The 26,129-nt window shown below is 64.3% G+C and carries 27 protein-coding genes; 4 read left to right on the plus strand and 23 right to left on the minus strand.

Annotated features, from left to right (window positions below):
- Positions 1-2: 2 nt before the first annotated feature.
- Genes AC3WLD_RS10345 through AC3WLD_RS10430 form a run of 18 tightly spaced genes read right to left on the minus strand, consistent with a single transcriptional unit; the run spans position 3 to position 17,997 of the window.
- Positions 3-2,705: a conjugal transfer protein TraG N-terminal domain-containing protein gene (locus tag AC3WLD_RS10345; protein WP_492556877.1), complete on the minus strand. Its 2,703-nt coding sequence runs from the start codon at positions 2,703-2,705 to the stop codon at positions 3-5.
- A gap of 33 nt (positions 2,706-2,738) precedes the next feature.
- Positions 2,739-4,175, minus strand: a complete 1,437-nt coding sequence (locus tag AC3WLD_RS10350; protein WP_492556878.1) for a conjugal transfer protein TraH — start codon at positions 4,173-4,175, stop codon at positions 2,739-2,741.
- A 1-nt stretch (position 4,176) separates the two neighbouring features.
- Positions 4,177-5,007 (minus strand): conjugal transfer protein TraF, encoded by an 831-nt coding sequence (locus tag AC3WLD_RS10355; RefSeq protein WP_492556879.1) that lies wholly within the window; start codon positions 5,005-5,007, stop codon positions 4,177-4,179.
- A complete protein-coding gene (locus AC3WLD_RS10360) occupies positions 4,988-6,715 on the minus strand; it encodes a conjugal transfer protein TraN (RefSeq protein ID WP_492556880.1) in 1,728 nt (575 codons plus the stop codon). Before AC3WLD_RS10360 ends, AC3WLD_RS10355 begins: the two co-directional genes overlap by 20 nt.
- Positions 6,712-7,422, minus strand: coding sequence for a type-F conjugative transfer system pilin assembly protein TrbC (gene trbC / locus AC3WLD_RS10365; protein ID WP_492556881.1), 711 nt, complete (start codon positions 7,420-7,422; stop codon positions 6,712-6,714). The genes AC3WLD_RS10360 and trbC overlap by 4 nt, the downstream gene beginning before the upstream one ends.
- A 50-nt stretch (positions 7,423-7,472) precedes the next feature.
- Positions 7,473-8,501, minus strand: coding sequence for a conjugal transfer pilus assembly protein TraU (traU, locus tag AC3WLD_RS10370; protein ID WP_492556882.1), 1,029 nt, complete (start codon positions 8,499-8,501; stop codon positions 7,473-7,475).
- Complete coding sequence (gene traW / locus AC3WLD_RS10375; RefSeq protein WP_492556883.1) at positions 8,498-9,145, minus strand: type-F conjugative transfer system protein TraW; 648 nt, start codon at positions 9,143-9,145, stop codon at positions 8,498-8,500. The genes traU and traW overlap by 4 nt, the downstream gene beginning before the upstream one ends.
- Positions 9,142-9,666, minus strand: a complete 525-nt coding sequence (locus AC3WLD_RS10380) for a S26 family signal peptidase (RefSeq protein ID WP_492556884.1) — start codon at positions 9,664-9,666, stop codon at positions 9,142-9,144. The genes traW and AC3WLD_RS10380 overlap by 4 nt, the downstream gene beginning before the upstream one ends.
- A complete protein-coding gene (locus AC3WLD_RS10385) occupies positions 9,653-10,006 on the minus strand; it encodes a type-F conjugative transfer system protein TrbI (protein ID WP_492556885.1) in 354 nt (117 codons plus the stop codon). The genes AC3WLD_RS10380 and AC3WLD_RS10385 overlap by 14 nt, the downstream gene beginning before the upstream one ends.
- Positions 10,007-10,056: 50 nt before the next feature.
- Positions 10,057-10,455, minus strand: coding sequence for a hypothetical protein (locus AC3WLD_RS10390; protein ID WP_492556886.1), 399 nt, complete (start codon positions 10,453-10,455; stop codon positions 10,057-10,059).
- A gap of 29 nt (positions 10,456-10,484) precedes the next feature.
- Positions 10,485-13,031 (minus strand): type IV secretion system protein TraC, encoded by a 2,547-nt coding sequence (gene traC / locus AC3WLD_RS10395; RefSeq protein ID WP_492556887.1) that lies wholly within the window; start codon positions 13,029-13,031, stop codon positions 10,485-10,487.
- A complete protein-coding gene (locus tag AC3WLD_RS10400) occupies positions 13,031-13,789 on the minus strand; it encodes a conjugal transfer protein TraV (RefSeq protein WP_492556888.1) in 759 nt (252 codons plus the stop codon). The genes traC and AC3WLD_RS10400 overlap by 1 nt, the downstream gene beginning before the upstream one ends.
- A gap of 5 nt (positions 13,790-13,794) precedes the next feature.
- Positions 13,795-14,670: a DsbC family protein gene (locus AC3WLD_RS10405; RefSeq protein WP_492556889.1), complete on the minus strand. Its 876-nt coding sequence runs from the start codon at positions 14,668-14,670 to the stop codon at positions 13,795-13,797.
- The gene (locus AC3WLD_RS10410) at positions 14,667-16,001 is read right to left on the minus strand and encodes a TraB/TrbI/VirB10 family type IV secretion system protein (RefSeq protein ID WP_492556890.1); all 1,335 of its coding nucleotides are present in this window, start codon (positions 15,999-16,001) and stop codon (positions 14,667-14,669) included. Before AC3WLD_RS10410 ends, AC3WLD_RS10405 begins: the two co-directional genes overlap by 4 nt.
- The gene (locus tag AC3WLD_RS10415) at positions 15,994-16,752 is read right to left on the minus strand and encodes a type-F conjugative transfer system secretin TraK (protein WP_492556891.1); all 759 of its coding nucleotides are present in this window, start codon (positions 16,750-16,752) and stop codon (positions 15,994-15,996) included. Before AC3WLD_RS10415 ends, AC3WLD_RS10410 begins: the two co-directional genes overlap by 8 nt.
- Positions 16,752-17,324, minus strand: a complete 573-nt coding sequence (locus AC3WLD_RS10420) for a type IV conjugative transfer system protein TraE (protein WP_492556892.1) — start codon at positions 17,322-17,324, stop codon at positions 16,752-16,754. Before AC3WLD_RS10420 ends, AC3WLD_RS10415 begins: the two co-directional genes overlap by 1 nt.
- Positions 17,325-17,336: 12 nt before the next feature.
- Positions 17,337-17,624, minus strand: coding sequence for a type IV conjugative transfer system protein TraL (gene traL / locus AC3WLD_RS10425; RefSeq protein ID WP_169493579.1), 288 nt, complete (start codon positions 17,622-17,624; stop codon positions 17,337-17,339).
- Positions 17,625-17,652: 28 nt separating this feature from the next.
- A complete protein-coding gene (locus AC3WLD_RS10430) occupies positions 17,653-17,997 on the minus strand; it encodes a hypothetical protein (protein ID WP_492556893.1) in 345 nt (114 codons plus the stop codon).
- A gap of 203 nt (positions 17,998-18,200) precedes the next feature.
- Between AC3WLD_RS10430 and AC3WLD_RS10435 the strand changes: the two genes are divergently transcribed.
- Positions 18,201-18,806 (plus strand): transcriptional regulator, encoded by a 606-nt coding sequence (locus AC3WLD_RS10435; RefSeq protein ID WP_492556894.1) that lies wholly within the window; start codon positions 18,201-18,203, stop codon positions 18,804-18,806.
- A 47-nt stretch (positions 18,807-18,853) separates the two neighbouring features.
- Positions 18,854-19,102 carry an AlpA family transcriptional regulator gene (locus tag AC3WLD_RS10440; protein WP_492556895.1) on the plus strand — a complete coding sequence of 83 codons (249 nt, stop codon included), beginning with the start codon at positions 18,854-18,856 and terminating at the stop codon, positions 19,100-19,102.
- A gap of 607 nt (positions 19,103-19,709) precedes the next feature.
- Here AC3WLD_RS10440 and AC3WLD_RS10445 read toward each other — a convergent pair.
- Complete coding sequence (locus tag AC3WLD_RS10445; RefSeq protein WP_492556916.1) at positions 19,710-21,236, minus strand: Do family serine endopeptidase; 1,527 nt, start codon at positions 21,234-21,236, stop codon at positions 19,710-19,712.
- A 702-nt stretch (positions 21,237-21,938) separates the two neighbouring features.
- Here AC3WLD_RS10445 and AC3WLD_RS10450 point away from each other — a divergent pair.
- On the plus strand, positions 21,939-22,133 hold the full coding sequence (locus AC3WLD_RS10450) for a hypothetical protein (protein WP_492556896.1): 195 nt from the start codon (positions 21,939-21,941) through the stop codon (positions 22,131-22,133).
- Positions 22,134-22,401: 268 nt separating this feature from the next.
- A complete protein-coding gene (locus tag AC3WLD_RS10455; RefSeq protein WP_492556917.1) occupies positions 22,402-23,466 on the plus strand; it encodes a S1C family serine protease in 1,065 nt (354 codons plus the stop codon).
- 101 nt (positions 23,467-23,567) lie between these two features.
- On the opposite strand, the gene AC3WLD_RS10460 is transcribed toward AC3WLD_RS10455, so the two are convergent.
- The 4 genes from AC3WLD_RS10460 to AC3WLD_RS10475 all read right to left on the minus strand — a co-directional run bounded on the left by AC3WLD_RS10460 (position 23,568) and on the right by AC3WLD_RS10475 (position 26,069).
- Entirely contained in the window at positions 23,568-24,206 is a 639-nt protein-coding gene (locus AC3WLD_RS10460; RefSeq protein ID WP_492556897.1) for an HdeD family acid-resistance protein, read from the minus strand.
- Between the two features lie 9 nt (positions 24,207-24,215).
- Positions 24,216-24,914: a Bax inhibitor-1/YccA family protein gene (locus AC3WLD_RS10465; protein WP_492556898.1), complete on the minus strand. Its 699-nt coding sequence runs from the start codon at positions 24,912-24,914 to the stop codon at positions 24,216-24,218.
- A gap of 90 nt (positions 24,915-25,004) precedes the next feature.
- Positions 25,005-25,505 carry an Hsp20/alpha crystallin family protein gene (locus AC3WLD_RS10470; protein ID WP_492556918.1) on the minus strand — a complete coding sequence of 167 codons (501 nt, stop codon included), beginning with the start codon at positions 25,503-25,505 and terminating at the stop codon, positions 25,005-25,007.
- 90 nt (positions 25,506-25,595) lie between these two features.
- Positions 25,596-26,069, minus strand: coding sequence for an Hsp20 family protein (locus tag AC3WLD_RS10475; protein ID WP_492556899.1), 474 nt, complete (start codon positions 26,067-26,069; stop codon positions 25,596-25,598).
- Positions 26,070-26,129 lie beyond the last annotated feature (60 nt).

Below are 26,129 nucleotides of genomic sequence, written 5' to 3' on the forward strand. Positions count from 1 at the left end.
ATTCACCATTCTTTGACGTCATCTGCGGCCTCAGCACTTGCGCCTTGCGCTCCCTTGGTAACGGCGTCCAGTCGCCCTCTGGATCCGTGGATCCTCTGACGACCGGTAGTCTGAGCACGTTCAACCTCTTCATGGATATTGCCGGGATCCACCTGCGGCACTGCACCGTAGCCGCTTCCATCGATCTGTGCGCGTCCGCGAACTGAACCCGCGCCAGAAGTCGTCGGTCGAGATATCGGTTTCCCGGGAGCCAAGACGAGGCGGTCTTCGATCCCATCGCGCAGTTGCTCGGAATACCTTTCAACGAACTTGGCTTGCAGCGCCTGGCCTTCCGGGCTGAGTTGGAAGGTCACGTCGTCGAACCGCACATTGCCGTAGAAGTCGCGGTTGCGCTCGATTTCGACCAAGCCCCATTCACGATAGGCCTGAGACAAATTGAGGCTTCCGGCCGCGCTGTTACCCTCGAAGAACGAAGCCTGGCTTTCGAGGCGGTTAGCGAGTTCCTCGGCGCGGCGCGCCTCGCGGCTGTAGCTTTGCGCTTCGGTGAGCGACGCGTTCATGCCGCTCGCCGTGGTCGAGATCGACGAGCTGCTCGATGTGCTGACGGATCGGACAAACCCGTCCCGCGTGCTCGACCAGTTACGGCTGTCGGACATCTGGGCAAGGCTGCTGAAGATTCGCGAGCGGTCCTCCGACGCGATGCCAATGTCGCTGTCGGTCCACGCTTGGTTTCGTCCTCCCTTGGCACCAATATTCGCGGAAGCGACGCCGTTTGTCACACCGGCGCTCGCGCCAGCTTCTCCATTCAAGAACCACGCTACGGTGATATCGTCGGCGGCCCTGCGCGAGAGCCCGAACTGGCGTTGCAGATTGGTTGATGCCTGGTCGACCTCGCTGAATGCAGTCTGGATGCTGTCGGAGTTGGATGTCCCTGTTGCTCTCTCGAACGCTGAGCCGCGGCTGAACTGGTCCCTGAGTTCGCGGAATTTCGTCACGGCGCTGGTGGTCGATTCCGTGGCGACGTTCGCATAGGTTTCGCTGTTCGACCTGGCTTGCGAAGCCATCGTCGATAGGCGCGCGGTGAACTCCTGGCCCAGCGTCGGCGTGAACGGATAGCTTGAGGTCGGAAGCTGGTCATAGCTGCCTTCGGGGAAACTTGTCGTCATCGAACCGGTCTCGCTGAAAGTGCGCGTCTGGGCGGCGCCATAGGTGAAACTGGGCGCGATCGTTCCTTGCGCAAACTGGCGGGTGAGCACGCTCGAATTCTCAAAGCTGGTATTGCCGAGCGAGACATTGCCAGTGCTGGCCTCTCGCGCCGCTTCCTCGGCCGCGTTCTGGCTCGGGTTGAGGTAGCTGGTCGCGTGGTGCGAGATTGCCATGGCGCCCTTGGCGACGCCGCCCGCAAGGAACGGCACCGAGGCGATGAGATAGCCTGCCAGGAGACCGATGTCGCTGTTGACGTCGGCCATGCCGGTAAAGCTGGCAAGGTTAAGACCATTGCTGCCGGTGACCGCGCTCATATCGGCCGCGCCCTTGTACATCAGCATCATATGGAGGATCACGAAGAGCGGTCCCCAGGCGGCAAGATAGAAGAAACCGGTGACATACCCCTTGAGAGCGATCGGACCTGTCTTCGGGAGCAGGAACAACGGGAAGAGCACCGGGAACAGGGCGTAGAAAAGCACGGTCAGTACGACGTTCAGAAGCGGAACCCACTTCATCGCGTTGCTGGCGATCGAGCCATATGTTCGCTCGGTCTGGATGTCGGCGCGCGTTTGGGCATAGACGTCGACGTTCCCTGCGCCGCTGCTGCCCGACATCGAGTGCATCGCCTGGCTCATCGCGTTGATGGTGAGCGTCTGCTTGAAGATCTCGGTCGCATTGGCCGAAACGCCGGTCAGGTACTGGTAGGCGACCGGCAGGTCGGCAAAGAGCTTCGCCTTAGCAAGCGCCGCTGTCTGGTTGGGATAGAGCTGCCGCCCGAACACCGTCCCCATCGCGTCGACCAGCCCGGCCCACTGAGCGTTCAGCGTGTCGTAGGCATCGCGGCAAGTGACAATGTTCGAGCTGACCTGACCTGATGCGGCGTCGCGCGTGAGGAATCTCTGCGCGCGGGCCTGGCTGCCGGGCGCGATCGTCGTCCAGATGTCGCTGCTCTCCGCCAGTTCCTTCATCGAGTAGCGGCCGAGCAGGACGTCGTAGAAGACGCACTGGCGGAAATGCTCGTCGAGATTGGCGGCGAATTCGGGATCGGAGATGCGCAGGGATCGGGTCGCATCGTAGAGCCGCGCGCCATAGATCATGCCGTTCTTCGAATAGTTGAGGTCGCCCGGCAAGCCGAAGACCACCTCTGCCGAGCCCGTCAGGTAGTCGCCGACCTGGCTGGTGAAGCTCGCCATGAGCGCCAGCCCGAGCGGCACATTGCTGACATTGGCAGGCGCAAGGCTGGGATTGAGCCGGTCGGTCACATGGACGTCGAGCCGCGGCACCATCAGGCAGGAGTAAATGAGCGTCGCGCCGAGGAACCAGTTGATCCAGGCGCGCCAGTCCTGATTGAAGGCGAGCGTCAGGGCGGAGAGGCCAAGGCCCATTACCATGACCACCTGGATGAGGCTCTTGTAACCGCCATTGCCCGTCCAGGCAGCGACGGCCTGGAAGACATTGACCAGATAGTCGCCGCCGCCGACCGTAAAAATCTCGACCATGTCTGTTGTCTCGCCTGGGTGTGGTTGGTCCGATCAGTGGGTGAGGGCGCGGGTCTGGACGCCGCGCGACCAGTCGAGTGAGGCGGCCATGCCCGGCGACATCGAAGCGGCGAGGACGTTCTCGATGAAGGCCGTCTTCTCGATGATCTGCAGGACCGCGTTGACCTTGAGATGAGTGTTGGCCTGCCGGTCAGCGAGCGCCTGGCGCACGACGTTGACCTGGTTCTGCCACATCGCGATCTTGGCTTCGTCGGCGCCGATGAAACTCGACATCGAGCGGCCCGCCTCGCTGACGATCCGGTCGAGCACCGCGAACAGCAGGTCGACACTGGCGATCTCGGCGAGGGTCTCGCGATCGTCAGTCGGCATGCCCCGGCCATAGGCCGCCTGTACGGTCAGGATCTTGTAGAGCGGGATCGAGGCAACCTGGAGCAGTTCCTTCTGCTCTTCGCTGATGGCCGTATCGTCGCGGATCGCCTGGACCATGCCGGCGATGAGCGCCGCCACGCGCGGCCGCAGCGCCTTCGATGCCGGCAGGCTGAGCGACTTGAACCCCGGGTCGAGGCACTTGTCGGTCTCGTCACAGTCGAAGATGAGCACGTTGCCATTGCTCGTGCCGTCGAGCAGCGAGGTGACAAGCGTCGAGGAAGCCTCGCCGACGATCGGCACGAACTTGCCCGGCTCGTCGTCCTTGGGCGGCACGTAGATGATCGTGCCGAGCAGCGTCATGGCATATTCGGCGAGTTCCTCGTCGAACTGGCCGCCGGGCGAAAAGAACGCCGACTTCTTGAGGATGGTCCAGGTGTAGTTCCGCGCCACCCCGGGATTGACATCGTCGTACTTGCCCGAGCCGTGTGCCGTCGTGCTGGAGCGCTGCCCCTTGGTGCCGCAGCCGTGCTTGGCTGCGGCATAGTCGGTGAAGATCCCTTCCGAATTGCCGATCGCCTCGCAGATCGCCTTGTCGGCAAGATCGCCCTTGGGCCAGATCCCGCCCACCAGCCCCTGCGCCATCTCGCAGGAGTTGATGTTGAGATTGTTCATGAGCTGAGCCTTCTGGCTGAACTCCTGCATGATCTTCGAGCATTCGGGGCAGACCGTGTCGATCGCCAGGCTGAAGGCGAAGCCAACGGCATTGTTGGCAACCGCTTTCAGCATCGCCACGATCTCGCTCGCGTTGATGAAGCTGAAACTGCCGGCGAAAATGTCGATGCCGCCGCAGCCGGCGCGGGCGCGGGGCAGTTGCAGATTGGCGATGTTGGTCGTCTTCTGCGGAAAGCGCGTCCAGACATTGCCGAGGCTGTAATAGCCGGCAGACTGGCCCTGGAACGCGGTCGGACCATTGACGTTGGCCGCGCCGCCGACATCGTTCAGGAACGAGTCCATCGAACTGCCGACGTCGGCCGACACGCTGGTAAGGGGGAGGGCGGCCGCGAGGATCGCGGCGAGCAGCGCTGTCTCTGGGCGTCTCATCCTAATAGTCACGTCCGGCTTCCTTCGATGTGAGGAGGTAGATGCGGTCCTGGAGTTCATCGGCGGACATCACGCCGTAACCGATGGGGATGGGCTGGCCCTTGAGGGCATCCCAGAGCACCACCGCAGGGGTGATCTTGGGCTCCAGGCCCATGCGGGTGCGCTGGTTGGTCTCGACTGTGTAGTTCGGGAAATGGCGCGACGGACCGCCGTCGGTTGAGATCGCGCGCACGGTGATGTGCCAGGTCGAGGCGACGCCCTGGACGATCGGCGACATGACCTCGCAGGCGCCGCAGCTCTGGGCGAAGAAATAGAACAGGCCATATCGCTCGGAGAGCTGCGCCATGGCGGCGTTGCGCTCGGCATTGCGCGAGTCCTGCCATTGGCGCTTGCCGAGCGTCGAGACCGGGCGCTGGAGCGTGTAATCGAGTTCGGGATCCTGCCAGATCGCGCGCTGCCAGACATCGCTGAACAGTGAAGCCCGGTCGAGCTGCGCACGCTGGAAGCGGATGTAGGCCGTCACATTGGACGGGGTCGGCTCGAGGATCGCCTTGGCCTTAAGTTCGCGCAACTGGGCGGTGATCGCATCGAGCTGGCTCGTCGCGCTCGCGGCGGGCGTCGCGATCTCGCGTTCGGGCGGTCTGGGTCTGGCGCAATAGAACCAGTATCCGAGCCGGCGCTCCTCGCAGTAGAAGCTGTCCTGACTGTCTCCGGTCGTGACCAGCGGCGGCTCTTCGGCATGGGCCGGCAGAGCCATGGCCGGCCAAACGGCTGCGAGAGCGAGGCAGACGGCCAGGCGCCGCCGGGCGGCCTTATTGGCGTGCGCGGGCATAGTAATCCTCGATTTTCTGCTGGATTTCCTGGGTGGCCTGCAATTCGTCGGGCAGGCGGGCGGCGTCGGTGAACTCGGCATAGACCTCGCTGAAATCCATCTTCGAGAGATCGAGCCGTGCAAATTCGTCGATGGTGAACCCGAGGCACTGCTCGGTCTTGGGCTTGCCCCAGGGCTTGTTCAGCTGCTGGCGGCCCTGTTCCTGCAGGATGCGCGAAAGCTTGGATTCAAAGCAGCAGTAGACTTTCTTCTTGGTCAGGCAGACGCCGAGGAAGCTGTCCGAGCAATAAGTGCCGACATAGGCGCACAGACCCTGGGCATCGCGCTGGTGGAGCAGCATCTCTTCGCGGCTGCAGCCGAGCGCCACGAGCAACTGGATGCCAGGGATCAGCGGGAAGCCCTTGCCCTTGCAGCAGTTGAGCACGCCGAACACCTTCGACGAGCAGGTCTCGCGCGTGCCCTTGAACAGGGTGAGCGTGTCGGCATCGAACTCGCGCCGCGCCTGGTTCATCGCGTTCAAGGCGACGACCGCATCCTTGAACTCGTCATTGGCCTCGCGCTCGATCGTTTCGCACGATCCGTCGATGCAGTAGACATCGCCATCGCAGATGAACTGGTTCGTGCTCGCGGGCTGGTCCGGGACCGGGCAGTCATAGACCAGCTCCCAGGTCCGGCAGGGCTCGCCGGCCAGGCAATCCTCGCGCACCAGCGTGCAACCCGGCGTGCTCTCGAGTGTCTGGCAGTCCTGCGCTTCCGTGAACTGCGCGCAGGTGTAGCTGCGCGACCAGGCCCAGCAGGGCTGGGTCACGGCGATGCCATCCACGATCCGGGTGACCGGATCGCTATCCGTGCAGGTCTCGGTGTCTTGCTGGCAGCTACTGTCAGCCGCGAGGCCGGCGCACTGGCTGTCGTCGCGAGTGGTCGTGACGACGTTCCCGCCGGTGACAGTGTAGGGCGTGGCGCCATCGACCGGCGCGGTGCAGCTGACGAGATCGACCCTGAGGTCGCCCGAATTGCAGCCCCAGTAGATCCCGAAATAAGGATCGCACAGATTGATCGGGTACGACTGCGTGACTGTGCACTGCGGTGCCGGGTAGCGGTTGCAGTTGTAGACCGAGGCCGGATCGACCCCGCTGCCGCCGACGCAGTAATAGCCGTAGACCTGCCGCTGCTCGACCCGCGCGGTCAATGTCACGGGGCAGGTCCGCGTTTCCTGGGTCGCGGTGTAGCCGACGTTGCAGGTCGCCATGTAGCGGGCTGCGGTGCCGCTGCCCGGCGGAAGCGGCACGCAGCGGCCCTGCGAGCCGCCGATGGCCATCCCGCTGGTATAGGCAAGCGGGTCATCGCTGATGACATTGCTGCGCGCGATGGTCGCATCGAGATCCTGCGGCGCGAACCGCGCGCGCCTTGCACTCGAATCCCGCATGGTCCGGTAGCCGGTGTTGGTCGTAGCCTGGCTCGCCGCCTCGCGGCTCATCCGGTCGGGATCGTCGAAATAGCCCGACTGGCCGGGCACGCCGCCGAAATTGGGCACGCGATTGGCGTCGGGGTTCGTCGTCGCCGCGCCTTGCGCTGCGGCGGCCTTGTCCCGGCCGAAGGCCTTGCCATCCGCCTTGGCGGCATCGGTCGTGGTCTGGGCATGCAGTGGCCCGGCCAGGTTCAGCAGGATCGCGCCGAAGCACGCGAGTGACAGAAATAGCGGTTTCATGGAGCGGGCCTTTCGAGGCGGGCTAGGTGCTGGGCGGCGAGCAGGGCTCCGGGGCCGCCGCCGCGGGCAAAAGTCTCCAGCGCGTAGGCCGCGCTGACATTGCCGCTCATGCGGTCGTGCGGCGGGACCTCGGTCCGGCAGTCGAAACCATCGCAGAGGTCAAAATCGCTGCTGGTGACGACGTAGGCAGGGACCGCCTCGATCCCGAACGCGCGGAACAGGCGCGGATCGATGCCGACGCCGTCAAGCTGCTCGCCCGGCTTCGCTACCTTCGCCAGCGCGGCCGTCAGCGCCTTGGCGCTGTTGCCTGGCAGACCGCGCAAGGTCACGACGCCGCCTGCGCGGGTCACGTCCTCGATCATCGCGCGCAGCGCGGCAGGCGGCATCGAGAGCGACGCAAAGGCAATGAACCGTGGCGCCTCGCCCATGGCTTCGCTCGTCATGGTTCCGGCGTCAGCAACCATCCGGTCGAAATCGAACGTGACCGCCGGCTCGGGCTTCGCGCTTCTCGCTGCCTCGCCGGTGTAGCGCCGGCCGTGCGTCTGGGCCTCATCGGCGCTTGCCCTGGCCTCGCGCGCCAATGCCTCGGCGCGTGCGCGGGCATTCGCCGCAAGCGCATCAGCCTCGCCTGATTCGGCGCTTGCCCGGGCGCGGATGGCCGCGAGATCGAGGTCCGGCTCAGCCGTTTGCGCGGCCGCGCCAGCCAAGCCAGCAATGCTTGCGAGCGACGCAATTACAATGAGATGAGGAAGTGTTTTCATAGCGCGCAGCAGTTCCGTTTGCGCCAGACCAGATAGCCCATGTCCTCGCCAATGGCGGGATAGACCTGGCCTGCCGACATGAAGGTGGTTGAGGCGCCAATGGGCGCGCAGGCATAGCGGCCCTTGGTCTGCGGATTGGGATTGGTGGCCTGGAAGCGGTATTGCTGCTTGCGCATCACCGGCATCAGATACTTGCCGCACAGGCCCTTGCTGCCCATCGTTCCCCAGGCGACGAGTTCGCGGTGGAGCTTGTAGGAGAAACGGGCGAGCGCGAGCCGGGAGGCCTGGACATGGCCGATCGTCGCCGAGACATTGCCATTGAGCGGATACATCGTCCCCTGGCAGCCGGCGCACCAGAACAGCTCATCGGTCGGCAGTTTGGCCGTTGCCGCAACGCAGTCCGCAGCGCAGGCCGCGAGCGCCAGTGGGTTAGCGAAGAGCACCGCTTCAGGATTGATGATCGCGGTGAGTTCGCTGTCCTGCCATAGCGGGTCGATCTCGGTGATGTAGAGAATGTCGATCGAACCGGAATCGAGGCACAGAAAATCGGCGACGATCTCCATCCAGTAGATCAGCGGATAGGCGTACCAGTGGACGTGCCACTGCGAATTGTACTGCGTGTTGCCGCCGATCGCCGATGGTCCCGCCATCGACTTGAAGCCGATGTCGAAGCCCGGATCGAGCTCCATTCCGCCAAGGTTGACGAAGCACCACGGTTTCATGCTGACGTCGGCGAGCCGGACCGGCTCCCAGAACCCCATGGCAATGCCGGGCCTGAGGCCGCAAAGGCAGACCGGCAGGTCGGGATTGTCGGTGTCCGGCCGGCTCGAGGGCCAGATCTTGAGGCCGCCGACCGAAATCGGAAACAGGCACGACCAGCAGATGTCGGTGATCGGGTTGACGAACTTGCCGGTGCAGCGCCCAGGACCGGCCGCAGCCTGGGCCGGAGGGCTCGATACGATGCTCAGACTGGCGAGAAGCAATGCCCCGCAAATCCATAACAACAGGCGATGTCTCTTGTTCATAACGGCGTGCGCTCCTTGACGCTAACCGGCTGCTCGGTGATGAGCAGCACGCGCCCCTGCTGCTCGACGGTCGCGGGCACGGCGCGAATGCCGAAGTGCTTCACGAGCGTGCCGCCCTGATCGAAATAGAAGCGCCGCTGGCGGGACTTCATGAGTTCCAGCGGTGCGCCGCGCACCAGGATGAGCTTTGCCTTGGTGGCGCTATAACGGCGCGCCGCCCATGCGAGCTGGGCAGGGTCGTCGCCGTCGAGGAAGACCAAGGGATTACGCAGCGGCACAGTGTCGAGCGGATTGACCCGTGTGCCAGCGGCAATGATGACCCGGCCCTTGTCGTCGGCAATGTTGCGCTCGACCGTGATTGTCGGGTCGAAGCGCCAGCTGCGTGCCGCCGAGGCAAGGGTCAAGCCGGGCACGGGCAAGGGCCGGTTGACCCGCGCGATCGTCCTCCGCTTCAACTCCTCGTTCAGCCGTGCGGTCTCGCCGGTCTTTTCGAGCTGCGTGAGGCGGGCATGAATCTGCTGGAGCAGGTCCGGTTCGATTACCGGCCAAACCGTGCCATGCTGCCCGTAATCGCCAGCCGATGCCTGGCTTGCGACGATGAGCGCGAGCGCGGTAGCGCATATGGGGAATGTGAGCCTCTTCACAGGATCGCCCTCCCGACCCCGAGGATGCGCGGGCCACAGATCCAGCCGATCGCGGCGTAGCGACTGTCGAACCCGTCCTTGTGTTCGCTCGTGACGAAATAGCAGCCTTGCGGAACTCTCCCGGTCGGACCGAGCGCCAGCGGTTCGCCAAGGCGGCTCTTGAGCTTGGCCTTGGCGACCAGGCGGTCGTTGACGAAGTAGGCGCGATCCTTCTCGGTCACGATGTCCCCGGGCACCCCGCTCACCCGCTTGCCGAAAGGCTTGGGCTCAGCTCCGAAATGCTTCGCCAGAAGCGGCGAGGCGGGCGGATCGAACAGGATGATGTCGCCGCGGTGAGGCACCGCGCCGCGTGTCAGCCAGACGGCCCAGTAGGGCAGGCTCGGACTGACGTTGACCATCAGCGCATGGCCCTGGGCAAAGGCGGCGAGCGAGGACAGCGCCAGCGCGCCGGCGCCAAGCCCGGTCCAGAGCGCGAGGCGGCGCCACGTGGGCGAGCGGGACAGGAAGTCAGCGGGGCGCATCGGGAATGGCTCCCATCCGGCGCACGACATCGGCGCGCACCGACTGCGTAAGGTCCGGCGTGCTCCCGGCCACCACCGCTTCGGCGACGAGAACCGTGCGCCCCTCGCGCCCGAGCCGTTCCACCGAGGCTTCGACGGCCTTGAGATAGGCCTGGACGCGCATCTTCGTTTCCTCGGGCGGGCGCCCGGCGCGCGCTTCGGCCTCGATGAAGTCGCCCATGATCCGGCTCAGCTGGACCGTGACCACTTCACGCTTTTCGAGGGTGAGCAGCTTGTCGGTCGCCCAGACGCCCCAAAGCGTCGATGCGACCATGCTGAGCCCAAGCGTCAGCGCCGTCATGTTGATGGCCGGGAGACGCGTGCCCGACCGCAATGTTGCCAAAATGTTCTTCACAGCTTTTCCTCCGAGAGTTCCTGCTCGAGCTCGCGGATGAAGCGCGGCATGCGCCAGACGACGACGAGCGTGGCGAGGCCAATCAGGACAAACTTGAATTCGGAGAGAAAGCCGATCTTGCGGCCCGCATCGGCGGCAAGGAACCGGTCGGCGATGTTGGCTAGATGCGCGAAGAAGGCTTGCGGGTCGCCGCCCGAAATCGCGAGGAAGAACAGCAGCGGCAGCCCAAGCGCCATGAGGTAACTCGAGGCGAGAAACAGGCTGCCGCGAAGGACGATGTAACAGACGTCGGCAGCATGCACGCGCCAGCTCCTGCCGGGCGGCATGGGGTCGAAGCTGTCGTCCGCCTGGGGCTCCTGCGCCCGGTCGAACGGGGAGACGAGATGAAGAGGCATGGGGCGTGGTAGTCCTTTGCTTGAAATGGTCAGGTCCGGTTGGCGAAGGCGATGCGTTCGATGGCATCGGCGAGCTGGTGGCCGCGCGCGATCTCGGCATCGATCGCGGCGAAAGTCTGGGGCGAACTCGAAAACAGCGTTGCCGAATAGTCGTCGAGCACGAGCCGGCCGATCGCCTCGGTCTCCGGCCCCTTGATGAAGACTTCCGAATAGTCGCTGCCCGAGCGTTTCAGGCTGCGGATCAGCGTCTCGGTGCGGTCGTCCATGTCGAGGCGTTTGCTGGCCTTGAAATCGGCGATTGTTTCGGGCTTCTGCTGCAGGATCAGCATCCAGTCGCTGTTTTCGAGCGCGGCGGTCGCCCCATCGGACTTGTAATAGTCGTTGAGCGACTGGGTGGCGGTCGCCAGCGCGCCGCCATATTTGCGGCAGGTCCGGGCGTAGGTCTCGACGAACTCGCCCATCGAACCGCCCTTCAGCATCGACCAGGCCTCGTCGATCAGCAGCAGCTTGCGGATCTGGCGGGGGCTGCGGGTCATCGCCTGGCTGGTCATGAACATGATCGCCGAGAGCACGACCGCGCGCAGTTCCTCGCGGCTCGCAAGGTCCGACATCTCGAAGACCGTGAAGTCGGCATCGAGGTCGAGGCTCGCCTGGCCTTCGAAGAAGGCGCCGTAAGTGCCGCCCGTCATATAGGGGGCAAGCGCAGTGGCAAGGTCGCCGGCCGTCTCGCTCCCGAGTTCCACCAGGGCCTCGCCGACGCTGGTGATGCTCGCAGCGACGCCCTGTTCGCTCCAGACGGTGTTGACCGCCCGGTCGATGAGCCCGTGCTCGGTATCGGTCAGCTTCGCGCTGTGCCGTGCCATCTGGCCGACGATCGCCTTGACCATGCCGAAGCAGTCGAGGCGATAGTCTTCGTCGTCGGCGGCGCGAACCGCATCGATCATCGAGAACGGGTTGAGGCAGAAACCCGCCTTCATCGTGAACTCGACGAACCGGCCGCCCTGGAGCTTCACCGAATGCTCGAAGCTGCGGCCATCGTCGATGACAACGACCTGCGCGCCGGCACCGCGCAGCGCCGTGCACATTTCCTGCAGGAGCACCGACTTGCCCGAGCCCGACTTGCCGCAAATGGCGACGTTGTGGTTACCCGCCTCGTTCTCGAACGGCGACCAGAAGAAGGGCTGGCCGCGCCGGCCGACGAACAGGAGGTGGGGATGGGCACTGCCGAGATACTCGCCCTGCATCGGCGCGATGTTGGCGGCCGTCGTCGAGAGCACCGTCTTGAACCGCTTGAGCCGTTCCATGTCGGCGCCGAGCCCATCGGCCAGCGTCAGCGGCATGGCGGCGAGCAGCCCCTGGATCTGCAGGTAGCGTTCGTCGGCCAGATCCCAGCCCGCCGCCTTGTAGATCGACTTGATCGCGCGTTCATGCCGGTCACCCTGGCCGAGCGGCGAATAGGTCGTGAGGCCGTAGAAGACCCGCACGAGCCGGCGGCCTTCCTGCAGTTCGGACTGCACATGCTGCCACTCGGCCGCCTGCTCGCCGATCCGTGGCAGGAAGCGGGCGCTGCGCGTACCGGCAAGACTGGTGGTGCGCATGAACTTGAAACCGGCCTTGGCGCTTGCCGCCTCCTGATCGGGATAGACGAGGCACAGCATCGTCGCGGCGGGGCATGGAAAGCGCAGCTTGTCGGTGAAGAGGTCGCCGATGAGCCGCGCGCATTCCCACGGTGCCCAGCGCGACGGCATGTTGCGCACCGCAAAATGCCGCACATCGAAGGCATCAGGATAAACGGTGCCGATCTCGGGAACGCCATCGTCGACCTTGCCGGTCGGCCGGAAACGCTCGGTCACGAGCCGCATACGGTCTTCCTGCACGACGAGTTCGATGTCGTGCCGGATTGCCTGGGCCGCGATCGCATCATTGGGATTGTAGGGAACTGCATCATCCTGGGGAGCGGTGGTCGGCGAGGTCAGGTCGTCGAGGATGGCGATGAGCTGCTGCGGTCCCACTTCGGCGACGCCGAGATTGAGCGACTTCAGCATGGCGATAAGGCCGTCGCGGGTCTGCTTCAGGTCCTCGTTGCTGACCGCCTTCGCCGCGGGTACACCGACCGAGACAATTACCTGATGGTGGCGCGCGTGAAACGGTGCGTCCGCCGATCCGGATTCCCAGACCAGGCCATAGAGGCGCTTTGCGCGGTGACGGGCGATCGCCTCATAGACTCCGCCCTGGACGTAGCGCGGCGCAAACCAGGGCGCGACGATGCGGCTGATGCGCGGGCTCGCCAGATGCAGGACCTGGAGGCACGCGCCCGCCGGCAATCCTTCGGAGAAAAAGGCCCCGAGGATTTCGCCGGTACGCTCGTCCGCTCCGATCAGCGGCGTGACTGAAAGGACGAAGCCCTTCGAACGCGCATTGAAGTAAAGCCGGCTCGCCGGATCATAGACCCGATAGGGCAGCCAATCGGACAGCATGTCGACCATGAGCTGCGGCCGGTCTCTCTCGGCATGTTCGGCATCGCCGAGCAGGCCGCTCAGCAGCCGGTCAACGACGGTTTTGAACTGCTCGGCCATCACTTGCGCTCCTTGTCGGGAGTAGCGGCACCCGAGGGCCTAACAGCGGACTTGGCCGCCTCGATCGCCTCGACGCTCGGGAACGTCATCGGCGCGGTATCCGGCGAAGGCCGAGGGGTCCGATCATGCGGGGGCGGCATGTCGAACCCCTCGACCGCCGGTGCCTTGGCACCGGCAACGGCCTCGCGCGCCGTGGAGGGGAGGACCAGCGGCGAGGCAACGGGGGCATCTTCAGGGGGCGGCGAGGCAAGCGAGAAGGGCGAGGCAGGATCGAAGGCATCGGGTTTCTGGCTGACCGCTTCGTCGGCCTGGCCTGCCTTCACCTGGTCGGCCTTCGCCTGGGCCGCCTTGAGCTGGCGGCGCAGCTGCCGCATCAGCGGCGGCGCTGCCTCATCGCCTGCCTTGCGGCGCAGTTCGGCGGCCCAGCGCGGGTTCTCGACCACCGCCCAGGCGACTGCTTCGTCATGCAGGGTGCCCGACGCATCGACATGGGCAGGAAACACGATCCGGAGCGTCCGCTCGGACGTGCGGGTCGTATCGCCGGCCGCGACGCCCACCGGCACCCGGGGCTGGGCCTGAGCCGGACCATTGGTATCGAGCGTGCCGGTGGCGCGGCCGTCGATCACGTGGGACGGCGCGCAATCGCCCTTGGGTGCCCGGCAGCTGAAGTCGCCTTCGACATTGGTGCCGAAGGTGGCGCAGCCGGTGGTGAGGGCGGCGAGGCCGGCACAGGCAAGGAGGCGTGTTGAGAAAGCCATGGAAATCATCCTTTGCGGGAAGGGGCAGGAGCGGCGCGCAGGAACTCCCGGAGCGCGGCCGCGGGCCGGTAGCCTTCGAGAACGGCGCCATCGGAAGGCCGGACGATGACCGGGGTGCCGCCGAAGCCGTGAGCCCGCGCAAAGGCCTCGTTGGCATCGAGCCCGCTTGTGTCGCAGGGTTTCGGATTGGCGAGCGCCAGCCCAGAATAGGCCATGTGCAGCGAGACCTCGGGGCGCGGGGAGCACAGCACGCGTTCGGCATCGCGGCGGCTTTCCGCCCCGAAAATCGAGATCGGCCGCTCCTCGACCCTTGCGCCGATCGCCTTCAGTTCGGCCTTGAGCTTCTTGCAGTAGCCGCAATGGAAGTCTGAGAAGACGACGACCTTCGGACCATTGGCGGGTCCCCAGGTGATCGCGCCGCCCGCAGGCAGCCCGGCGAGCGAGACCTTTTGCGGTGCGCCGCGCGGCGGGGGCGCTGCGTCCTCCGTGCCAGCACCCGCCCCCTGGCGCCGCGCCGCGCCGGCTGCCAGCAGGTCGGGGTTGAGCGCGAGCAGCCGCGCGGCCGTCAGATCCTGGCGCGCCTCCATATCGTAGATCCGCCCGATCACGAGATATTTCGCGGCCCGGTCGACGTAGAACAGCGTCGATTTGGATGCGACCTCACACAGGCCGCCGAGGCCCTCGCAGACGATCGCGTCGATCGGCGTCTTGGGCAGGCGGAGCTTGAGTGCCGCGCGCACCTTGGCGGTGTCAGGCGCAGCGGTGGGCGACGCGAGGCTCGCAACGCCCCAGCCAGTCGCCGCGGAGAGGGCGACAACAGCCGCGAGGCCGAAGGCGGGCCGCAGCCAGCGGCGAGGGCCCTTTTGGGGTTCTTCGATCATTTGGAATTCCTCACGTAGACGCCGTCGAGGAACACGATCTCGACATCGATGCCGGTCGGCATCTCGACGACGGGTTGGTATTGTTCGGCGCGCTCGATCAGGTACTTGCTGACCGTATCGGCGGCGTCCGCGGCGCCCTGGCCGAGCCCGCCGCCGAGAATGTCGGTTGGCGAAAGCTGGGAGCGGGTACCGTCCGGGTTGGTGCGCGTGGCCGAAAAGACGCTGTTGGCGTTGGCCGAAAAGCCGCGCCCGAACCCGCCGATGATTCCGGCGAGCAGGGCCTGGCTGACGAGACTCCCTTCCCGGCTGACAACGCGGCCCCGCACACCGGACTTGCCGGCGAAGCTGATGAAGCCTTTGACCTCGCTGACCGCGACCCGCCCGCCGGGCTGATCGCAGGTCATACGGGCCAATTTCACGTAGACTTTCTCGGAGGAGAGATCGCCTCGCGCGGCGCCGTTGACCACGCAGCCCTGGATGCGGGTGGTCAGCACCTTGCCATTCTGCATCACCGAGCGTGCAGGGCCGGTAATCCTCAGCACCACGGGCAGGGGATCGGTCTGACTGGCGACCCCTGCCGAAGCGTCGACCCCGACAATCACCCGCGCCGGAGCGTAGGAATTGGGCGGCAGATAGTCAGGCGAGTCCTCGACCACGACGGGCGGAGTCTCGGGCCGGCCCACGCGCAGGCCGCCGGTTCCCGCCTTGTCGGAGCCAAAGCTCATCAGCTTCACTTCGCCCGGGGCAGGTATCATGGCCTCGCCAGACGCAGTCGCCGTGCCCGGAGGCGCGGTTGCGGCTTGCCGGGCACGCGCATCGTAGCTGCCGGCCCGCGGGCCATAGGCGGGTGGCGGCACGGCCGGCGCAGGCGCGGTGGCCTGGGCGGCAAGACGCGACTTGAGCTCGGCATTCTCCGCGGAGATCGCGTCGATCGCCGCCTGCCCGTCGACGCGCATGGCCTGGTTCTCGGCCTTGAGCGCCGCGAGCTGCGCGTCGATTTCGCCGCGCGGGATAGCAGCGTCCTTGAGCGCCTTCTGCTCGCGCGTCACCGCATCGAGGCGGTTGCCGTAGGTGGCCACGAACTCGCGCTGGGAGAGGTCACGGTTGACGAGCCCCGCCGTGTCGATCGTCTGCGCGGCCTGTTGGTCGTCAGACCTCGCCTTGTCGTCACCGCCAAGAATGAACCAGCTGCCGCCAACGAGCGCGAGCGCGCCAAGTGTGCCGAGCAGCAGCTTCTGCCGCCGTGCCGTCCGGGCATTGAGACCGGTCAGTTCCGACGGCTGCGCCGCTTCGGCCTGGATTGGCGCAGCGGTATCGCGTGGTTCAGTCATGGCTGCTTTCCCCGTTCGCGCCGACCACGAAAGCGGTCGTGCTCGCGCCCGGATCGAGCGCGGGATTGATGATCGAGACGGCGAGAGTGTCCCTTGGCGCCAGATCGCGTTCGGCGAGCGTCAGGCGCTTGGCGCCGCGGTTGGTGACGCGAACGACCTTTCCGGCAAGGCTTGCTCCGCGATAATCTGCGAGCAGCTGGATCTCGAGATCGCCGACCCGCGCGGGCAGAGCCGAGGACTGACGGATCTCGAAGCCCTCGATCGTCCGGTCACCTGCCATGGCCTGGACGAGCCGGACGGCACTGGTCGCGAGCGGGGTTTCGCTCTCCCAGCTTGCCGCTTGGCTATTCGCGATCGCGGGGTTGGTGACGAAAACCTGCGCCGCCGGGATCGGCTCGACCTGGCACGAGACCTTGTAGACGTAGCCTTTCCTGGTCGTCGCAAAGAAGCTGATCGATCGCGCGGCATAGGTCTCGGGCACCGAGACATAGATGTCGCCGCGCAGCGGTTCGTTGGTGACGGCAAAATCATTGTACGGCGTGCCGCTCGAGATCTTCGACACGCTGGCGAACTGATCGTCGATAAGCGCGAAGCGGGTCAGCTCGCGCGCCGAGACCGCGCATTCGATGCCGGCGCCATCGGCAGCCTGCTTGAACTGGTCGGCGGCGATTGCCGGACTGCCGGCGAGCGCGAGAATTGCGCCTGCACCAAGCCACGCCCGACGCATGGGGAAACGGGATCGATAAGCCATCACTGGCCCTCCTTGGTCTTGTCCTGAGGTTGCAGCTGGGCGAACCCTGCGAGTGCGAGGCGCAGGCCGCGGTAGGTCCAGCTGAAGCGAAAGCGGCGCTCATCGCTCGCGATGACCTGCGCGCCGACGAAGGTTTTGAGCGTCCCCGAAACCTCGGACGTCAGGCCCTTGGGATCGACGGTCATCGAGCGGATGACGAAGGCCTGGGTAACGTCGGAGCCGCGCTGTTCGTCGACAATGCGGACAAGCTCGGCCTTGAGCTGTCCGAAGCTTGCCGGGTCGGCCAGCTTGAGGATCTCGTTCATCCAGTAGTCGAGCCCTTCGGGACTGCGATTGAGGAGGACGAGAGCGGCATCGCGGGTGACGAGTTCGAGATAATCGGCCTCGACGCCCGCACTGCTGACCGTGAGCTGCTTAGGAACAGTCGGGACGAGCACAACTTCGCGGTCGCGGGTCGCGGCAAGGCTGGTCGCCACGACCAGCGCGATGCCGAGGCCGGCGCTGGTGAGCGCAAACAGGTTGCGCTGGCGAAGCAGCGACTGCTGGCGCTCGTGGGAAATGTCGGCAAACATGGGTTTCTCCCCTCAACCGGCAAGCAGACGGCAGTGGGAAGGCGGCGTCGACCTGAGGCCCAGAAATCCGGCCGGCAGATACCAATATGCGGCATGGGCTACCCAGGAGCTGGCGCGTCCTGCTTTTGCCTTTCGCAGCGCGAACCAGGCGCCGAAGGCGACAACGATGCCGATGAAGATATGCTGGCTGAGAATCCCCCAGGTGAAGGGGACGATCATCCCGGCGAACTCGTCGATGGTCCAGAATCCGATAAGCTCCGGGTCGTCGAGCCGCCGGGGAATGATGTAGGGGTCCGCCATGAGGGCGCTGCCTTCCCGTGCCCGGCCGTCAGATGACCGCGGTCACGACCGAGGTGACGATCGGGACACCCGTGCCGACGCCGATCCCGACGCCGACCGGCACCGCCACCTGCCCGAGCGAGAAGCGCCCGGAAGCGAGGCCGATCAGGCCGCCCGCGAGGCTGAGGACGGTGATGATCTTGCCGCCAGATCCTTCGAGGAAATCGGTGAACTTGGTTAGCGCCGGAGTGAAGGTCGTGTCGGCGCCGGCATAGGCGGCACTGGCCGCGAGAGCGGCGATCGCGACGGGGAGGGCAATGTTGAGGGCGCGACCGAACTTCGAGGGGCCGAGACCATTGGCGCCGACGCGCCGGGGGACGGGAAGGGACTGCATGTGAAGCTCCGCTGGGAGGGGTGGGCACAGCGTTCTTTCGTTCGCTGTGCACTCCACATGCATCTAGGAAATCGTTGTAGGAAAGTCTGAGATGACCAACCTTCGCCTGCGTGGACGAATGCGGACACACAAAGCATGCGCTGTCGGCGAACATGTCAGAATACAGCGGTTTATGCAGCATATCGTGCCGAAGATGTCCGACGATGCTGCCGCTAATTGCCAGCGACTCGGGCTCCGGTAACGATTCACCTAAAAACGATATGTTTCACATATGTTCTTTTAATTTTCCTACACGCGAGGTGTCGCGATATAGCTGCGACTCGAACGCCATCATGAGGAGAATCGTCATGCACCAAGCTCAGGCCGTGAAAGGAACCGCAAACCTCAGCCTTGCCCGTGTCCTCGCCCACGCGGTGGATGTGGCTGACAAGCCTAGGCATCAGATCGCCCGCGAAGCAGGGATGCACCGCGAGACACTGTTGCGGGTCATGCGGGCCGAACGCCCGATCGGGCTCGACGAGGCAGCCAGCATTCTCACCGTCTGCGGCGCCTTCCCACGCGCCAGCCTGATACTCGCCCTCGCGGGCCAGGAGGATCTGGCATGCGAATGGATGCGAAGTGAAATGGGCGAGTTCCTCGACGAGTTCTTCGCCACCCTGCCTTCGCATCTGGAACGCACGCTCGGTCGCAGGACCGAGGATGTCCGCCCGCGCTGGGCCAATGGCACCTCGCAACTCGTCGCGCGGATGCTGGCCAAGCACATCGATGATTTTGCTAACCGCGACATCGGCATGTCGCTACCGCGCTGAACAATCCCAATTCGGAGGGGACCGACCTGAGATCGAATGGAATTCCGATGAACCCTGCATCCGCGACGCAAGTCCCCGAGCCATCTCCAACTGGCGCATTCGCGCCCGTACCGCAGCCCGCACGGCTTCTGCGCCTGCCCGAGGTCATGGCGCGGGTTGGCCTGAAGCGATCTGCGATCTACCAGCGGATGAGTGAAGGCCGGTTTCCGAAATCGCGCTCGCTTGGCCCGAAGTGCGCGGTATGGATCGAGGCTGAAATCGATGCTTGGATTGCTAAAATTGCGTCTGACGATTAGCCGAAAAGCGGCACGCAGAAAGTGACCACGCGATTGTACGATTGCCGTCGTACAGGTAGGCACATCGCTGTTGGTTGAACGAACCATAGCGCGTCATTTTCCCGGAGGTGCATTGGCCGCGTCGTGGGGGAAGTGTCCCTTTCCCAGCAGCAGTCCGTCGAACTCGAAGCGCAGGCAACGGCACGAATACGTCGCGAATGCGCGCTTCGACCTGAGGGCCGGCGAAATCGCCCGAGCGTGTCATGGCGTCACAAACTAAGGTCGATGACAGGCTGTCTCGGTCCGTCGCCAGCCACATAGGTCGATCAGCCGCAAACCTGTCGAGTCACTGGCCGTCGCTTTGAAACGAAAGCACACTGTCCCGATGTTAGTTCGGGCGTGGCGTTGTAATGGCTGGCGGTGCAAGATCGGCGCGCCGCATAAGGCAGGCGCCGTCTGAGTACACCCTGATCCAGTTGCTGCGGACTCAGAAGATCAACCTCATCGCCTGAGTTCAAACGACGCTAGCATCGGCACAGGTCAGGCCATGCTGCCTAAGCGGCGGGTCGGGGCGTCCACTGCCTTTTGATTAGTGGGCGGCCCGCACTGAGTTTGTTGCGAGCGCCCTTCAGCGGAGCCGGACCGGAACATAAGTCGGTGACTGACCGCGACGCTGCACGCGCAGCAGCAAGGCTTCGCGCGAGGCGCGCTTGGTCTCGCTGATCCTGGCTTCGAGGTCGGCAATGGTGCTGACGGGGCGATTATTCGCCGAGAGCACGACGTCGCCGCGACGGAGCCCTTTGCCTGCCGCGTCGGAGACAGGATCGACTCCGTCGATGACAAGGCCTCTCGTTCCGAGATCAAGTCCGAGTTGCCGCGCGATATCCGGGGTGAGGGGCTGGACCGACAGGCCCAAGGCGTCTTCGACCACCGGATCATCTCGATCCCGGGAAGGACCTTCGAACCTGTTGTCGTCAGGACCGAACCCGAAGTCCTGATCGGTCAGCGCCGCTTCGTTCGGTCGCTCGTCGAGCGTGACGCGCACGCTCAGTCGCTTGCCCTCGCGGATCAGCTCGATCGGCACGCGATCACCGGGATTCCGGTTGGCGATGAGAAAAGACAGGGATTGCCCAGGCGTGACTTCCTTGCCGTCCACCTCAACGATGACATCGCCGGCCCGGATACCAGCCTTTGCGGCCGCCCTGCCGGGCTCCACCGACTGAACGAAAGCGCCACGCCTCTGCGGCAGCCCCAGCGAATCGGCGAGGTCGTCCGCGACCGGCTGGATTTGCACGCCGAGATAGCCGCGCTCGATGGACTGCCCGGCCTTGAGCTTCTCGATGATCGGCGCCGCGATTTCAGCCGGTATGGCGAAACCGATGCCGACATTACCCCCGTTCGGCGAGAAGATCGCGTTGTTGATGCCGATAACCTGGCCCTTCATGTCGAACATGGGCCCACCGGAATTGCCGCGATTGATCGAGGCATCGGTCTGGATGTAGCGGTCGTACGCTGTCCCAATGCCGGTATTGCGATAGACCGCCGAGATGATGCCGGCAGTGACAGTGCCGCCGAGCCCGAAGGGGTTGCCGATCGCGAGCACCCAATCGCCTACCCGCGCCGCGCGGGAGTCGCCGAACTTCACGAAGGGCAGCGGCTTGCCAGCGTTGATCTTGAGAATCGCCAGGTCCGAAGCGGCGTCCCGGCCGACCAGCTTGGCAGCATATTCGGTGCCGTCCGGCATCGTGACGGTGATCGAGTCTACCTGCGCCTGGCCGCCGCTCGCCGTGATCACATGATTGTTGGTAACCACGTAGCCATCGGCCGATATGATGAAACCGGAACCGAGTGACTGCGCCTCCCGCGTTCGTGGTCCCAAACGGCCACCGCCGAACAGGTCTTCAAATGGGGTTCCAGCGAAAGGGTTGAAGACGGAAACTCGAACCCGCTGACGCGTCGAGATATTGACCACAGCCGGCGCGAGTTGCTCGGTCAAAGAGGAAAAGCTCGTCGGCGCTCCGGCGCGGGGCACTATCGGAGCAATTCGGCTCGGCTCGTTCTGGGCAACCTGAGCTTCGGCCGGATGTCCGGTCGCGAGCGAAAGAGCACTGCCTCCCAGCAGCAGCGCAGCTGTTATCCCGTAAGTGTACCGCACGCGCTTCACCTCCGTTTACTCCTTTCGAATGACCGTTGCCTTCCCGGAGCGGAGGCAGACGGTGTCAGATGAAGAGGCGATCGGCGCGCGACACGAGCAGCACTCGCCGTTGGCGAGTTTCTAACCGTGCGGGGCGGTGGAGGGACCAGGAAGCAGGATGGAGTACCGCTTCAGGTTTGCAGGCCGGCGAGGAGGTAGCTGGCTGCATTCAAGCCTTGCTCCCAGCGGCCTCGCGGTTCTCTCGTGCGCGGCTGGTCAACGCGCACCGCCCGTAGAACGGCTGTACGAAGCAATCGCGTCGATCGTCCCTCCATGGTTTGAGTGTGCCAATCGTATTCAGACAAGCTGAATGCTGCGTGACCCTCGACAGCCGATTCGAGATGTCGGCGCCCGAAATCCGCCGCAGGCTTTCCCGAGGCGTGTCGAACATCACGCGCCCAGAAAAAACGCGTCGTCGGCTTGAGTTCCCAGCGCACCGCGCATGCCAAGGGGGACAAAATTCGGGATGCTTCGCCAAGCGGCATTTTGCCCACATTTTTCAAAGGCTCGGAGGCAAAACGCGGGAACGATCGGAGGGTCGTCACCGTTCAACTGATGCAGTTCGCAACTGTAAGTCGAGAGCTATGGAGACGTATAATGCCCAGATTGACCGTGAGACGGTCGGCGGGTACCACCTGGCTGTGGGTTGCCTTGCTGACTGCAATGTTCATGCTTGTCGTGGCGTGGTTCACCGACCCGCTCGGTTACGTCGAGGGGACGAAGCCGGCCCGAAACACGGCATCGACCGAATGGACAGTTGCGCCGGATGGCCCGGCGGTGCCCGTCAACCTGCCGCAGGTTCGATTGAAGCCTACCGGCGACGAGCCCGCAGCCCCGGCAAGCCCGCCGTCGCAATGACGGCGCGGGGAGGTCCCCTCTTCCTCTGTGAGGGGACCTCCTGTCTGGCCGCTAAGCACGACGCGCTCGCTAGAGTCTTGAACTCCAACCGGTCGACGGCGATCAGTGGGGCAGGGGGAATAGTGAGACCATTTGGACTAGCGACCGAGCGCTTGAAGCTTGACCGAGACAGCTGCGGTTCCTCATCCTACTTTCGATGAGGACACAATCACGCCAGTTGGGCTTTGTCGGACGTTGGCTGCTTGTATGCGCGAGCGTCGTGGCGCTGATGCTGTTGTGGTACTACCTATCGAGCAGGGCTTGGCGCCCGGAAAGCCCATCAGACACGCAGCGCCTGGTCACTCCGCGCGGTGAGCTGGCGACCGACGAGCGGTCCACAATCGAGCTCTTCGAGAAGTCGCGAGGCTCAGTCGTCTATATCTCCACCTCGCAACTGGTCCAGGACGTCTGGTCTCGCAATATCTTCTCCATTCCGCGCGGCACTGGCTCCGGGTTTATCTGGGATTCGGCGGGACACGTCGTCACCAACTTCCACGTCATCCAGGGTGCATCCGAAGCGACCGTGCTCCTTGCGGACGGGCGGAGGTATAGAGCGGTGCTGGTCGGGGCGAGCCCGCAGCACGATATCGCCCTCTTGAGGATCAGCGTCGGTTTACGTCGTCCGTCTCCGGTTCCGATCGGAACCAGCGCAGATCTCAAGGTCGGCCAGAAGGTCTTTGCGATCGGCAATCCGTTTGGTCTGGATTGGACATTGACCACCGGTATCGTCTCGGCGCTGGATCGATCGCTACCCAGGCAGAATGGCGGGCCGGACATCGAGCACCTGATCCAGACCGACGCCGCCATAAATCCAGGCAATTCCGGGGGGCCTCTGCTCGACTCCAGCGGTCGTCTGATTGGCATCAACACGGCGATATACAGCCCGTCCGGCGCGTCCGCGGGAATCGGCTTCGCTGTGCCGGTGGACACGGTCATGCGGGTCATTCCGCAGCTGCTCAGGAATGGCAGGTACATTCGCCCCTCACTGGGCATCGTGGCCGATGAGCAGGTGAACAGCCGACTGGAGGAGCTGATGGGCCGCGAAGGCGTTTTCGTGCTGGCCGTTCAGCCCGGCTCCGCTGCTGCCAAGGCGGGATTGGTCGGTGTCACGACAGGGCCCGATGGCATCACGCCCGGTGACATCATCACCGCTATCGACGGGAAAAAGGTCGAGAGCCTTGGCGAGCTGCTCGCGCACCTCGACGACTATGCGGTCGGCGACCAAGTGCGGGTCACGCTGCAAAGAGGCGGCGTTACGCGCGACGGGACAGTCGAGCTACAGCCGGGGAATTAGCTTTGCTGAACTGGCCGCTCACGATCCACCGAGGTCGCGATCGCCGAACGAAAAAGTAGGGCCGGCGACTTCGATGCCGGCCCCAGTTGATCGAAAGAAATTCAGGTGGCCGCCGGCGCAACGGTCGCGCCGTGACGGCCCGGTTTTGTGCCGCGCGGGCGAAGCCTGAGCGCGAGGGCAACGAGAATGACGCCCGCGACGATCGACCAGGCCGCGATGAGCCACGCGACCGACAGGATGCTTGTGAGCGGATCGAGATACAGCAGCGCGAGTACGGCCAGGCCGAGCAGGATCGACAGCAATCCCGAAAGGCCAAGCAGCCACTCGCGCTCGATCACCTTACGCAGCCGATAGGCAGCGACCATCTCGATCGCGCCGGTGCTGATCGCCCATGCGCTGAGGACCACGAGGGTAGCTAGCGCGTAACCAACCGCAAACGTCCATGGCATCAGCACGAAGAGGACAGCGGCGGCGATGCCAAGCACACCGCGCAGGACCGACACCAGCCAGCGATCGGCTTTGTTTGCTGCGCCGCGCACGCCAGCGATGAGCGAGAGCAAGCCATCTACGCCTGCATAGGCGGCGAACACGATCGTGAAGGCGAACAGCGCGTTCACCGGAAACAGCAGCGCGACGATGCCCAGCGCCAGCGCAAGAATGCCGCGCAGCAGCAGCCAGCTCCAGTTGCGCTGGAGCAGACATGCGCCTGCCGTGCGTTCGAGGTTCGAAGTCGCGATCATATCCCCTCCCTACTCGCGCCGCTGCCCCATGAAGGTCAGTAGCAGCTGGAAGAGGTTGATGAGATTCAGGTACAGCGACAGCGCGCCGATGATCGACATCTTCGAAATCGTCTCGGACCCCACATGGGCGGCATACTCATTCTTCAGGCGCTGCGTGTCCCAAGCAGTCAGGCCGGTGAACACGAGGATACCTGCGATCGAGAACACAATCTGAAGCGTGCTCGAGGCTAGGAAGATGTTGACGATGCTCGCGATCACGACCGCGATGAGACCGACCATGAGCACGCTCGTCCAGCGCGACAGGTCAGTCGAAGTCGTATATCCCCACAGGCTCATCGCCAGGAACACCGCAGCAGCGGTGAAGAAGGCGAGCGCGATGCTCTCGCCGGTGAAGACGAGAAATATGCTCGCCATCGAGACGCCCATCACCGCTGCGAATACGTAAAACGCGGCGCGAGCCATCGCGGCGGTCATCTGATGCAGACCGAACGACAGCAGGAGCACGAAGGCGAGGGGAGCGAAGATCGCGACCCATTTCAGAGGTGTGTTGAAGATAGGCTCATAAAGCGCGGGTGTCATCGCCACGCCAAGCGCCACGAGTCCGGTCAGAAGCAGGCCAAGCCCCATGTGCGTGTAAATTCCGAGCATATAGCGTCGCAGGCCGGCGTCGAATTCAACGGCACGCGACGTGGGATGCGAAGTACGCATTCTACCGAATGATGTTGCCATTTCCTTCCTCCATTGGGAGAACTTGCCAACAGAAGCGTGCGGCTGCGCGATGCAGCCGCACGCTCTGCCTCAATGCGTGGTAATCGGGATCCGACGGCGGCTTTCGATCGCAGTGGCGGACCGAGGCAGCACGACGTTGAGCACGCCCTTCTTGAAGGTAGCGCTTACCTTGTCCTCCTCGATACCGCTCGGCAGGCGGATGTGCCGCTCGAAGCGGCCATAGCTGCGCTCCGAATAGCCGCGCTCCTTGTCGTCGACCTCCGACCTCTTCTCGCCGCGAATAGACAAGACTCCGTCGTCGATCGACACGTCGACATCCTTCTCATCGAGACCCGGAAGTTCGGCGGTCACACGAACTTCCTTCTCGCTTTCGGATAATTCGACATGGGGCCATTCGTGGCCCGCGCCGAAGCCGTTGAGCGCCGGCAGGCCAATGCCGCGAAAGATGTCGTCGAATACCCGGTTCACTTCCCGATGGAGCGATAGCAGCGGGTGGTCTCCGGCCGAGCTCACCCCGACCGGAACCTGGCTTTCCTGCTTGCCCCAGGGGATCAAATCACGAAGGGCCATTTTAACTTCTTCCTCCTTTCCAATCAGCATCAATGGCCATGGCGTACCGGCCGCGCCGCAGCGCGCCGGCAAGCCCAGGTTATATTGGCGTCAGGCTGCCTGGCGCTCTTCGAGCTTCGGCGCGTTGCCGCCGGCCTCGTCGGGCGAAGCCGAAATCTTGATGCGCCGCGGCTTCATCGCCTCTGGCACCACGCGCTGCAGCTGGATTGTCAGGAGGCCGTTTTCGAAGCCTGCGGAATTGACCTCAACGAAATCGGCAAGCTGGAAGCGGCGTTCGAAGGACCGCGTCGCAATACCACGATGCACGTAGTTGCCGCCGTCCTCGTTGTTGGCCTTGCGGCCGGACACCGTCAGCAGATTCTGCTGCGCCACCACCTCGATCTCGTCCGGACGGAAGCCCGCGACCGCAAGCATAATCCGGTAGGATTCGTCGCTGTCCTTCACGATGTCGAAGGGGGGAAAGCTGTCAGCATCGCCGCGCGCGCCTGCCTCGAGCAGATCGAACAGGCGGTCGAAGCCGACGGTGGAACGCCGATACGGCGTAAAGTCAAAGTTGGTTCTCATTTTCCAAATCCTCCGTTTGAAGCAATTTGGGCATGAGTTGCGCCGGAAAAGAGAGCGGCG

Source organism: Novosphingobium sp. FW305-C-111, from assembly GCF_058783565.1.